We start from the raw sequence: 12,130 nt of genomic DNA on the forward strand, positions 1-12,130 counted from the left end.
GCTCGGACTCCGTGTGGTGGCCACACGCGCCGGTCCGAGTCCGCCGTAGACCGTGGAGGCGATACTCTCCCCCGCCCGAGAAGCGGCGGGATCCTCCACCGGAAACGCTCCCGGACGATAGCAGATCGGGATGTATCGCCTTTACGCGCCCCCTACGCCGCATCGCGGGACTCCGCCTTGACCGGGTCCGCCTCCTTGGCAGGTACGGACGGCTCGGGATTCACGTAGAGCATCCGGCTGGTGAGGCTGTGCTTCACCTGGCCGCCGACCCAGGCCAGCGCGGTGGCCAGCAGACTCAGGGCGAAGGCACGGCCGTTGAAGAGCGTGGTGTCACTGAAGGCGACGATGAAGACGCCGATGAGCAGCATCTGCACCGTGTAGACGAGCAGGCCGGCCATCATGGCGACCTGCGGCTTGTCCTGCGTGATACGCATCAGTGCGGCGGAGCCGAGGCCGAAGAAACAACCGACCACGGCGATGGCCACCAGCGCGCCGATCAGACCCTTCTCACCGGCGACGAGCGCGCTGACAACGGCGCTGACGAGACCCACGGGGGCAGCGATGAGCGCTGCGCCTTTCAGGATCCGGACGTCGTTCGACTGCATGCGGACGGCTCCAACGAAGTGGGGGCGTGGCTGGCGCGGTGACCCGGTGTCACCGACCGGTGCTCCGGTGTGGTGCAGAGGTTAACGCGGGGAGATGGGGGCGCTTCCCGGCCTGGAGGACCGTTCCGTCGGGGCCTTTCAGTGCATCACCCATCTGGTAGTGAACGCTATCACAAACTATTTGATGAGGTCTTTACCCAGTTGGTGTGCTGGCTGTCACACATGAGAGTGACCGTGCGCGTCTGTGCAGAAACTGGGGTGGTTTGCCTGGTATTAGGGAACTTTATTCCACCACGAGTTGGCAATGCTCTAGTCAGATTCTTACCTTGCGACCCTTGGCCGTGCGCGAACGGGGGCCGATCGCTGTCGCCCCGTTGACGCCTGCCGTCCCGGCCGCCACAGCAGGCCGTTCCACGGTCTCGCCCGACTCGCTCCCGGACTCGCCGGCGGCCTCGCCGGCACCCTCCCGCGCGGGTGCCTGGACCGCGTCCGCCTCGGCGTTCCGGCGGCGCCGGCGGTAGCGCGGCGGCACGAAGCCCTCCGCCCAGCCCGGCGTACGGGGCTTGAAGCGCGGGAGCAGCAGCAGGACGAGACCGATGGCGCTGAGGAAGACCACGCCGAGCACGATCCACATCGACGCGGAGTTCACCGAGTAGGCCAGCGCGCCGAAGCCGATCAGCGCCGACCAGAAGTACATGATCAGCACGGCCCGGCTGTGCGAGTGGCCGATCTCCAGCAGGCGGTGGTGCAGGTGGCCCCGGTCGGCGGCGAACGGGGACTGGCCGCGCCAGGTGCGGCGGACGATCGCCAGGACCAGGTCGGCGGCGGGCACGGCGATGATCGTCAGGGGCAGCAGCAGCGGGATGTAGACGGGGACCGTCTGGTGCACCGCCGCCTTCTCCGACCCCGTGAACAGGGCCAGGGCGTCCGGGTCGAGCTGACCGGTGATGGAGATCGCGCCGGCCGCCAGCACCAGGCCGATCAGCATGGAGCCGGAGTCGCCCATGAAGATCCGGGCCGGGTGCATGTTGTGCGGCAGGAAGCCCAGGCACATGCCCATCAGGATCACCGCGAACAGCGTGGCGGGGGCGGCGGCCTCGATGCCGTACGAGTACCAGATCCGGTAGGCGTAGAGGAAGAACGCGGCGGCGGCGATGCACACCATGCCGGCCGCGAGTCCGTCGAGGCCGTCCACGAAGTTCACCGCGTTGATGGTGATGACGACCAGCGCCACGGTGAGCAGGGTGCCCTGCCACTGGGTGAGCGCCACGTTGCCGACGCCCGGGATGGGCAGCCACAGGATGGTCAGACCCTGCATGACCATCACGCCGGCCGCGATCATCTGGCCGCCCAGCTTGATCAGCGCGTCGATCTCGAACTTGTCGTCGAGGACACCGATCAGCCAGATCAGCGCGGCCCCGGAGAGCAGGGCGCGCGGCTCGTTGGACTTCTCGAAGACCTGGTGCAGGTTGGTCAGGTGGTCCGCGACCAGCAGACCCGCGCACAGGCCGAAGAACATGGCGATACCGCCGAGGCGCGGAGTGGGCTCACGGTGCACGTCACGCGCCCGGATCTCCGGCATCGCTCCGGCCACGATCGCGAACTTCCGCACCGGCCCTGTCAGCAGATACGTCACCGCGGCCGTGATGCAGAGCGTCAGCAGGTATTCACGCACGGGCTTCCCCACAGGTCTCGCTGGCCATCTCAGCCCCACACCCTAGCGACGGACGCATATGGATGAGGACTTCCGGGTAGCGATGATGGTTGCATGTGTGGCTGTGCACGACGTCCCGGCGGGGTGCACCCGGATGCGCCTACCCCCGAGCGGCCGGATTACGACGCCTGCGCGCGGCCGGAAAGCGCCGGTGCGGGTGCCGGTCAGTCGGGGTAGGGCGGGAAGGCGGCGGTCAGGCCGCGGACCTCGGCGCGGGCCGTGGTGGCGTCCGTCTCCTCCCGCAGGACCCCGGCCAGCAGCGCGGCGATCCGCACCATCTCCGTCTCCCCCATGCCCTGGGTGGTCACCGCTGCCGTGCCCAGGCGCAGGCCGCGTCCGTGGCCGTGCGGCAGCACACAGCAGTCCAGGACGATGCCGGCGGCGGCGAGCCGGCCGCGCGCCGCGCGCCCGTCGAGGCCGAGGGGGGCGGGGTCCGCGATGATCAGATGGGTGTCCGTGCCGCCGGTGGTCACGGCGAGGCCCTCGGCGGCCAGGTGGCCGGCGAGGACGCGTGCGTTCGCGACCACCTGATGGGCGTACACCGAGAACGCCGGGGTTGCCGCCTCGCCGAACGCGACCGCCTTCGCCGCGATGGTGTGCATCTGCGCGCCGCCCTGGGTGAAGGGGAACACGGCCCGGTCGACGCGCTCGGCCAGTTCCGCGCCGCACAGGATCATCCCGCCGCGCGGGCCGCGCAGCACCTTGTGCGTGGTGGCGCACACGATGTCGGCGTACGGCACCGGGTTCGGCGCCGCTCCCCCGGCGACCAGGCCGATGGGGTGCGCCGCGTCGGCGATCAGGCCGGCGCCCACCTCGTCGGCGACCGCGCGGAAGAAGGCGTGGTCGATGTGGCGGGGATAGGCGATCGACCCGCACACGATGGCCTTGGGGCGGTGGGCGCGGGCCAGGGTGCGGACCTGTTCGTGGTCGATGAGGCCGCTCTCGGCGTCGACGCCGTATCCGACGAAGTCGAACCAGCGGCCGGAGAAGTTCGCCGGGGAGCCGTGCGTGAGGTGGCCGCCGTGCGGCAGGCCGAGGGCAAGGACGGTGTCGCCGGGGCGGAGGAGCGCGGCGTACGCGGCAAGGACCGCCGACGACCCCGAGTGCGGCTGCACGTTGGCGTGCTCGGCGCCGAACAGCGCCTTCGCGCGTTCCACCGCCAGGCGCTCGGCCACGTCCACGATCTCGCAGCCGCCGTGGTGGCGGGCGCCGGGGTAACCCTCGGCGTACTTGTTGGCGAGGGGTGAGCCGAGGGCCGCGAGCACCGCAGGTGAGGTGAAGTTCTCGGCGGCGATGAGCTGGAGCGTCGTCGCCTGCCGGTCACGCTCGCCGAGCAGGATCTCGGCCAGCTCCGGGTCCCGCCGGCGCAGGACATCGGCCTCCTGGGCAACGCTGACCGACATGACGCACTCCGGACACTCGGAGGATGAGGTACGTCCAATGTATGCCGGGTCCTGGCGGACTGCCTGCGCCGTACCGCCGCCCGTCCGGGTGGGGTGCCGGTTTGCCGGCGACTGCGGACCGCCGTGGCCGCTCGCGCAGTTCCCCGCGCCCCTTACGGGGCACACTGTGCCTGGCCGCCGGGGCTGCGCCCGCACCCCTGCCCGCGCGGGGCGGCCCCGCGCCCCCGCCGCCCCCCGCCGTGGGGAGGCGTTCCGCAGGGCGGAACGGGTGGGCACGGCCTGCGGCGCCGGGTGCCGGGTCAGCGCCGGGCAAGAGTGCTGCTTGGCACACGAACAGGCACCCCGTCAGGGGCCCGCAGGCGTTCCGCAGGGCGGAGCGGGTGGGCACGGCCTGCGGCGCCGGGTGCCAGGTCAGCGCCGGGCAAGAGTGCTGCTTGGCACACGAACAGGCACCCCGTCAGGGGCCCGCAGGGCGGAACGGGTGGGCAGGGCCTGCGGCGCCGGGTGCCGGGTCAGCGCCGGGCAAGGGGAGCTGCTTGGCACACGAACCGGCGCCGGGCAAGGGGAGCCGGGCGGTCGCCCAAAGCGCCGCTAGGCCCTCGTCGAGACGCCGGTCAGGGCTGTTACCACTGGGTCCAGGGACTGGTGTATTTCCTCGCCTATGGAGCGGAAGAAGGGCAGGGGCGCGCCGTAGGGGTCGTAGACCTCGTCCGCCTCGGCCGTCGGCGCCAGCAGCCACCCGCGTAGAGCGGCCGCCGCACGGACCAGGGCGCGGGCACGCATCACCACCCCCTCGTCCAGGGGCGGCAGCGTCGCGGGGTCGATGGCCCGCACCAGCCGGGTGAACTCCTTCAGCGTGAAGGTGCGCAGCCCGGCCGAGTGCCCCATGGAGATGACCTGCGCCCGATGGTCACGCGTCGCCGTCAGCACCAGGTCCGCCATGATGACGTGCTCGTCCAGCAGCTCGCGCCCCGTGAACCCGGAGGCATCCGCGCCGAATTCCGTCAGCACCGTCTCCGCGTGGGACTCCATCGGCGCGCCCTCGTGCCCCCAGGTGCCCGCGCTCTCCACGACCAGCCCACCGCCCAGCACCCCGAGGCGCTGGGCGACGAAATGCCGGGTCAGCCGCTCGGTGATCGGCGAGCGGCACACATTGCCGGTGCTGACATGGAGGATGCGGAAGCTGTCGCGCGGAAACCCGAACGTGGTCGTCTGTTCGGCCGCGCGTTCCCCGTCGCCTATGCCACGCCCCGCGTCAGGGGCCGTCAATTCGCCACCTCGAGGTCGGGTACGACCTTGCGCAGCTCGTCCGGCGACAGCGCGCCCTCGCGCAGCAGCACCGGCACCTCGCCGGTGACGTCGACGATGGACGACGGCACGTTGCCGGGGGTCGGGCCGCCGTCGAGGTAGACGGAGACCGAGTCGCCGAGCATGTCCTGCGCGGCGTCGCAGTTCTCCGGCGCCGGGTGCCCGGTGAGGTTCGCGGAGGAGACGGCCATCGGGCCGAACTCGGTGAGCAGTTCGATGGCGACCGGGTGCAGCGGCATCCGGATGGCGACCGTGCCCCGGGTGTCCCCGAGGTCCCACTGCAGGGACGGCTGGTGCCGGGCGACGAGCGTGAGGGCGCCCGGCCAGAACGCGTCGACGAGCTCCCAGGCCATCTCGGAGAAGTCCGTGACGAGCCCGTGGAGGGTGTTCGGGGAGCCGATGAGGACAGGGGTGGGCATGTTGCGGCCCCGCCCCTTGGCGGCCAGCAGGTCGCTCACGCCCTCGGAGGAGAAGGCGTCGGCGCCGATGCCGTACACGGTGTCGGTCGGGAGGACCACCAGCTCGCCCCGGCGGACGGCGGACGCGGCCTCGCGCAGACCGGTCACGCGGTCGGTCGCGTCGTTGGTGTCGTATCGCCGTGCCATGTCAGCGGGCCTCCTCGTACACGTACAGCTGAAAAGCGGTCTGGGCGGTCTTCACGACGGCGGTCTTCACGACGGCGGTGCTCACGACGGCGGTGCTCACGGCAGCGCCTTGCGGGCCGTCGCGAAGCGGGGCCGGTTGTTCAGGTCGGGGTGGTCGGCCGCGTCCGCCCAGCCGCGCTCCTCGGTGAAGATCCACGGCACCTGTCCGCCCTGGGTGTCGGCGTGCTCGATGACGACGACCCCGCCGGGGCGCAGCAGCCGGTGCGCGGTGCGTTCGATGCCGCGGATCAGGTCGAGGCCATCCTCACCGGAGAACAGCGCGAGCTCCGGGTCGTAGTCGCGGGCCTCGGGGGCCACGTACTCCCATTCGGTGAGCGGGATGTACGGCGGGTTGGACACGACCAGGTCGACCTGGCCGTCCAGGTCGGGAAAGGCGGTGAGCGCGTCGCCCTGGCGCAGGTCGACCCTGGACCCGGCGACGTTCTTGCGGGTCCACACCAGGGCGTGCTCGGACAGCTCGACGGCGTGCACGCGCGAGCGCGGCACCTCCTGGGCGAGGGCGAGCGCGATGGCGCCCGAGCCGGTGCACAGGTCGACGATGCAGGGCTCGACGACGTCCATGGCGCGTACGGCGTCTATAGCCCAGCCGACCACGGACTCGGTCTCCGGCCGGGGCACGAAGACGCCGGGGCCGACCTGGAGCTCCAGGTAGCGGAAGTAGGCCCGCCCGGTGATGTGCTGGAGCGGCTCGCGCTGCTCGCGGCGGGCGATGACCTCCCAGTAGCGGGCGTCGAAGTCGGCGTCCTTGACCGAGTGCAGCGCGCCCCGCTTCACGCCGTGCACGAACGCGGCCAGCTCCTCCGCGTCGGTGCGCGGCGAGGGCACGCCCGCGTCGGCGAGTCGCTGGGTGGCCTGGGCCACCTCCGCGAGCAGCACGCTCCGGGGGCCTGGGGGTCGCTCCCCAAAATGTTGCTGCACGCTGGTCCTCCGTTGGTACTCGTACGTCCGTTACGCGGCCGCGAGCTTCGCCGCCGAGTCCGCGTCGACGCAGGCCTGGATCACGGCGGCGAGGTCGCCGTCGAGGACCTGGTCGAGGTTGTACGCCTTGAAGCCGACGCGGTGGTCGGAGATGCGGTTCTCCGGGAAGTTGTAGGTGCGGATCTTCTCGGAGCGGTCGACGGTGCGGACCTGGCTGCGGCGGGCGTCGGCGGCCTCCCGCTCGGCCTCCTCCTGCGCGGCAGCGAGGAGCCTGGAGCGCAGGATACGCAGCGCCTGCTCCTTGTTCTGCAGCTGGCTCTTCTCGTTCTGGCAGGAGGCGACGACCCCGGTCGGGAGGTGCGTGATGCGCACGGCGGAGTCGGTGGTGTTGACGGACTGGCCACCGGGGCCGGAGGACCGGTAGACGTCGATGCGCAGGTCGCTGGGGTTGATCTCGACGTCGACCTCCTCGGCCTCGGGGGTCACGAGGACGCCCGCCGCGGAGGTGTGGATACGGCCCTGGGACTCGGTGGCCGGGACGCGCTGCACGCGGTGCACGCCGCCCTCGTACTTCAGCCGGGCCCAGACGCCCTGGCCGGGCTCGGTCGCGCCGTTGCCGCCCTTGGTCTTCACGGCGACCTGGACGTCCTTGTAGCCGCCCAGCTCGGACTCGGTGGCGTCGATGATCTCGGTCTTCCAGCCGACGCGCTCGGCGTAGCGCAGGTACATGCGCAGCAGGTCGCCCGCGAACAGCGCGGACTCGTCGCCGCCGGCGCCGGCCTTGATCTCCAGGATGACGTCCTTGTCGTCGCTGGGGTCGCGCGGGACGAGCAGCAGGCGCAGCTTCTCGGTCAGCTCCTCGCGCTGCTTCTCCAGCTCCTTGACCTCGGCGGCGAAGTCGGGGTCGTCGGCGGCCAGCTCGCGCGCGGTCTCGATGTCGTCGCCGGTCTGCTTCCAGGAGCGGTACGTGGCCACGATCGGGGTCAGCTCGGCGTAGCGCTTGTTCAGCTTGCGCGCGTTGGCCTGGTCGGCGTGGACCGACGGGTCGGCGAGCTGCTTCTCCAGGTCGGCGTGCTCGGCGACGAGTTCCTCGACGGCCTCGAACATCTTTCGGCTCCTGATACTGCGGGTGGGGTGAAGGGGCGGGCGACCAAAAACGCCGGTCCCGGACGCACCCGGCGAGGGGCGCGGCCGGGGACCGGCGAAGAGGGGCTCGCTACTTCTTGGAGCCGGCGGCAGCCTTGCCGAAGCGGGCCTCGAAGCGGGCCACGCGGCCACCGGTGTCGAGGATCTTCTGCTTGCCCGTGTAGAACGGGTGGCACTCGGAGCAGACCTCGGCCCGGATGGTGCCGGACCCGATGGTGCTGCGGGTGGTGAACGACGCGCCACAGGTGCAGCTGACCTGCGTCTCGACGTACTCGGGGTGGATGTCGCGCTTCAAGGTGTCTCCTAGGTTTCGGGAGGGCGCCGGGTCGCTGCCGCGGGGCTGCGGGAGCGTGAACCGGGGCCGACGTACCAGTCTGCCAGGACTGGTGCCATCCCCCAAAACCGGGGGGCGGTGTTCTTTATTCCGGGCGGGCGTCCGTGCGGGGCTCAGCCCCTTACGACGCGGGCGTCCGTGCGGGGCTCGGCCCCTTACGACGCGCTCACCACGCCCTTGGCCTCACCGGTGGCCGTACCCGCCGTGGCCGCCTTGGGGATGGGCTTGTCGTGTTTGAGGGCCGTCCAGACCAGGCGGGCCTGGGCCGGGGCCATGATCACGCGGTTGGGGTTGGCCGGGTCGTACTGGACCGGCATGGTGATCATCTTCATGTGGGAGGAGCCGATGCCCTTGAGGCCGCCCGCGAAGTCCATGAGGGAGTTCACCGAGCCGAGGTCGGAGTCGGTGGTGACGGCCTTGGTGGCGGTGTCGGCGAGGTCGTACAGCTTCTTGGGGTTGCTGAACACGCCGACGTGCTTGACCTGGTTGATCAGGGCCTTGATGAAGGCCTGCTGGAGCTGGATGCGGCCCAGGTCGGAGCCGTCGCCGACGCCGTGCCGGGTGCGGACGAGACCGAGGGCCTGCTTGCCGGTCAGCGTGTGGGCGCCGGCCTTCAGGTCCAGGTGGCTCTGGGGGTCGTCGATGTTCTTGGTCGTGGTGACCTGGACCCCGCCGAGGTCGTCGATCAGCTTCTGGAAGCCGGCGAAGTCGACCTCCAGGTAGTGGTCCATGCGGATGCCGGTGAGGGACTCGACGGTCTTCACCGCGCAGGCCGCGCCGCCGGTTGAGTACGCGGAGTTGAACATCACCCCGGACGCGGCCGGGTACGTCGTGCCCTTGGTGTCGGTGCAGGCGGGGCGGTCGATCAGGGTGTCCCGGGGCACGGAGACCACGGCGGCCTTCTTGTGGCCCTTGTAGACGTGGACGATCATCGCCGTGTCGGAGCGGGCGCTGCCGTCGTCGGCGCCCCCGCCGAGCTTCTTGTTGGCACCCGAACGGGTGTCCGAGCCGAGGACCAGGATGTTCTCGGAGCCGTTGTCGACCTTCGCGGGCCGGTGCGTGCCGAGCGCCCCGTTGATGTCGACGCTCTTGAGGTTGCCGTTGAGCTTGAAGTACAGGTACCCGGCGCCGGTGCCGCCCAGCACGACCACGCCCGCGGCCGCCCAGGCCGTGACGAGCAGGGCCTTGTGGCGTTTACTGCTCGCCTTGCGGCGGCGGCCCTTGCCCCGGCGGCGGGGGCCGGTCGGGGCCGGCTCCGGTATGCCGGGTTCCGGCGTGCTCTCGGCGGACACATGACTCCTCGGGTTGTGATCCGGTCGGTTACCCCCTGCTTTCAGGGACAGGCATTGGCCGCGAAACGACCCGTACCCCACCATCGTGACCCCGTCAGGTCAGACGGAGAAACTCGGGCAAGGGTTGCACAACGCAAAGTGCCCGGCGGTACGGCCAAAGTCACCAAGAGTAACCATCCGCTACCGCCCAACCGCACTCACCTGCACTTTCCCCCGACGAACCCGCACAACCACCGCCGGCCCCCTTGTGGCAAACGTCTCTCCGTACGACAAAAAGCTCGCCTCCTGCCCCGAAGGACAGAAGGCGAGCTCGTGAAACACCCTGAGGACCAGCGTCCCCTAAGGGGCGCGGCGAACTACGCGATCAACCACAACACACCCGCGGCCGACAACGCACCCGCACCCCCGCTGACTAGTCCCCGTTCCCCGGCGCAGGCGTCGTCTTCTGAATCTGCATCAGAAACTCACCATTCGACTTCGTCTGCTTCATCTTGTCCAGCAGCAACTCGATCGCCTGCTGCTGGTCCAGCGCGTGCAGCACCCGCCGCAGCTTCCAGACGACCGCCAACTCCTCGCTGCCCAGCAGGATCTCTTCCTTACGGGTACCGGACGCGTCCACGTCCACCGCCGGGAAGATCCGCTTGTCGGCCAGCTTCCGGTCGAGCTTGAGCTCCATGTTGCCCGTGCCCTTGAACTCCTCGAAGATCACCTCGTCCATGCGGGACCCGGTGTCCACGAGAGCCGTGGCCAGGATGGTGAGCGAGCCGCCGTCCTCGATGTTCCGCGCCGCACCGAAGAACCGCTTCGGCGGGTACAGGGCCGTCGAGTCGACACCACCGGACAGGATGCGGCCGGAGGCCGGCGCCGCCAGGTTGTAGGCGCGGCCCAGACGGGTGATGGAGTCGAGCAGCACGACCACGTCGTGGCCCAGCTCGACGAGCCGCTTGGCGCGCTCGATGGCGAGCTCGGCGACCGTGGTGTGGTCCTCGGCCGGACGGTCGAAGGTCGAGGAGATGACCTCGCCCTTCACCGACCGCTGCATGTCGGTGACCTCTTCCGGACGCTCGTCGACGAGGACGACCATCAGGTGGCACTCGGGGTTGTTGTGCGTGATCGCGTTGGCGATCGCCTGCATGATCATGGTCTTGCCGGTCTTCGGCGGGGCCACGATCAGACCGCGCTGGCCCTTACCGATGGGCGAGACGAGGTCGATGATGCGGGTGGTGAGCACGCCCGGGTCGGTCTCCAGACGGAGCCGGTCCTGCGGGTAGAGCGGGGTCAGCTTGTTGAACTCCGGTCGGCCACGGCCGTGTTCGGGCGCCATGCCGTTGACGGAGTCGAGGCGGACCAGCGCGTTGAACTTCTCGCGCCGCTCGCCTTCCTTGGGCTGACGGACCGCGCCGGTGACGTGGTCGCCCTTGCGCAGGCCGTTCTTACGGACCTGGGCGAGGGAGACGTACACGTCGTTCGGACCCGGGAGGTAGCCGGAGGTCCGGATGAACGCGTAGTTGTCGAGGATGTCCAGGATGCCCGCGACGGGGATCAGGACGTCGTCCTCGGCGACCTGCGGCTCGGCGATGTCGTCACGGCCACGGCGGCCACGGCGGTCGCGGTAGCGGCCGCGACGGCCCCGGCGGCCACCGTCGAAGTCGTCGTCGTCCTGACGATCCTGCCGGTCCTGGCGGTCCTGGCGGCCGCCCTGCTGGCCCTGCTGGCGCTGACCGCCGCCGCCCTGCTGGTCGTCGCCCTTGCCACGGCGGTCGCGGTCGCGGTCGCGGTCACGGCCACGCTCACGGCGGTCGCGGCGGCTGCGGCCATCGCCGTCGCCGGCGTCGCCCTTGGCCTCGCCCTGCGGCTGCTGGCCCTGGGACTCGTTCTTCTGCTCGCCGCGGGCCTCGCTCCTGGACTCGCCCTTCGCCTCGGCGACGACCGTCTCGGTGGCGTTCCCGGCGGGGCTGCCGGCCTCGGCGGTGGCACGGCGACGGCGGCGCTCGGCCGGCGCGTCGGCGGCGGGGGCCGCCTGCTCCTGCGCGGCGGCGGCCTTCGGGGAGCCCTGGCCGGGGATCTCGATCTGCTGCTGCGCGGCGGTCTTCTCGGCGGGGGCCGCGGTGGCCTTCTCCGCCTTCTTGCCGTCGGCGTCCTCACCCGTGCGGGCCTTGGAGGTGGCCCGGCGCTTGGGCTTGGTCTCGGTGGCGGCCTCGGCCTTGGGGGCGCCGCCCCCGGCCTGGGCCTCCTTGATGACCTCGATCAGCTGGCTCTTGCGCATCCGCGCGGTGCCCCTGATACCGAGGCCCGAGGCGACCTGCTGCAGCTCGGCCAGCACCATGCCCTCGAGGCCGGTACCGCGGCGCCGCCGGGAGCCGGCACCGGTGGCAGGCGCGGAGGCGTCCGTGGCGGGCGCGGCAGCGGTCTCCTCGACACGTGCGCCCATCAGATCGGTGGTGTCGCTCACGAAGGGTCCTTCCCTGGAGCGGACGTCGGCCTGTCTGGCTCGGCGACCGGTTGTGCTGTCCGGCTTCGGTCCTGTCTTCGAGTGGTCCGAGCCGGGGCGGTGGTCCGCCAAAGCGGCGGAAGAGATTTGCTGGTGATGGCGCTTCCGCGTGGCACCCAGTGTCACGTGGCGTGGTAGCACCGATTCCGGAGCGTGCCCGGCGGCTCGCTCAGTGCCCGCATGCGACGTACTGCCCAGGTACGGCGCACGGAACACGGAGTGGCTTGGGAGGCTCCCGGAAGAATGTCTGTCCC

10 protein-coding genes are annotated in these 12,130 nt (G+C 70.8%); all 10 read right to left on the reverse strand.

The window, feature by feature from the left end:
* Positions 1-152: 152 nt before the first annotated feature.
* A complete protein-coding gene (locus ABZ854_RS08920; RefSeq protein WP_129306549.1) occupies positions 153-605 on the reverse strand; it encodes a hypothetical protein in 453 nt (150 codons plus the stop codon).
* Between the two features lie 313 nt (positions 606-918).
* Positions 919-2,280, reverse strand: coding sequence for an MraY family glycosyltransferase (locus tag ABZ854_RS08925; RefSeq protein WP_361206501.1), 1,362 nt, complete (start codon positions 2,278-2,280; stop codon positions 919-921).
* A gap of 203 nt (positions 2,281-2,483) precedes the next feature.
* Positions 2,484-3,722, reverse strand: a complete 1,239-nt coding sequence (glyA, locus tag ABZ854_RS08930) for a serine hydroxymethyltransferase (RefSeq protein ID WP_361206504.1) — start codon at positions 3,720-3,722, stop codon at positions 2,484-2,486.
* Between the two features lie 591 nt (positions 3,723-4,313).
* Positions 4,314-4,991, reverse strand: a complete 678-nt coding sequence (locus tag ABZ854_RS08935) for a protein-tyrosine-phosphatase (RefSeq protein ID WP_361206507.1) — start codon at positions 4,989-4,991, stop codon at positions 4,314-4,316.
* Positions 4,988-5,635: an L-threonylcarbamoyladenylate synthase gene (locus ABZ854_RS08940; protein ID WP_361206510.1), complete on the reverse strand. Its 648-nt coding sequence runs from the start codon at positions 5,633-5,635 to the stop codon at positions 4,988-4,990. The genes ABZ854_RS08935 and ABZ854_RS08940 overlap by 4 nt, the downstream gene beginning before the upstream one ends.
* 96 nt (positions 5,636-5,731) lie before the next feature.
* A complete protein-coding gene (gene prmC / locus ABZ854_RS08945) occupies positions 5,732-6,571 on the reverse strand; it encodes a peptide chain release factor N(5)-glutamine methyltransferase (protein WP_361206512.1) in 840 nt (279 codons plus the stop codon).
* A 72-nt stretch (positions 6,572-6,643) separates the two neighbouring features.
* Positions 6,644-7,720: a peptide chain release factor 1 gene (prfA, locus tag ABZ854_RS08950; RefSeq protein ID WP_361206515.1), complete on the reverse strand. Its 1,077-nt coding sequence runs from the start codon at positions 7,718-7,720 to the stop codon at positions 6,644-6,646.
* A 109-nt stretch (positions 7,721-7,829) separates the two neighbouring features.
* Positions 7,830-8,054 (reverse strand): 50S ribosomal protein L31, encoded by a 225-nt coding sequence (gene rpmE, locus ABZ854_RS08955; RefSeq protein WP_129306556.1) that lies wholly within the window; start codon positions 8,052-8,054, stop codon positions 7,830-7,832.
* A 194-nt stretch (positions 8,055-8,248) separates the two neighbouring features.
* On the reverse strand, positions 8,249-9,385 hold the full coding sequence (locus ABZ854_RS08960; RefSeq protein WP_361206519.1) for an LCP family protein: 1,137 nt from the start codon (positions 9,383-9,385) through the stop codon (positions 8,249-8,251).
* Between the two features lie 412 nt (positions 9,386-9,797).
* Entirely contained in the window at positions 9,798-11,837 is a 2,040-nt protein-coding gene (gene rho / locus ABZ854_RS08965; protein WP_361206521.1) for a transcription termination factor Rho, read from the reverse strand.
* Between the last annotated feature and the right edge of the window lie 293 nt (positions 11,838-12,130).

The sequence above is a fragment of the Streptomyces sp. NPDC047028 genome, from assembly GCF_040644095.1.
Classification (GTDB): domain Bacteria; phylum Actinomycetota; class Actinomycetes; order Streptomycetales; family Streptomycetaceae; genus Streptomyces.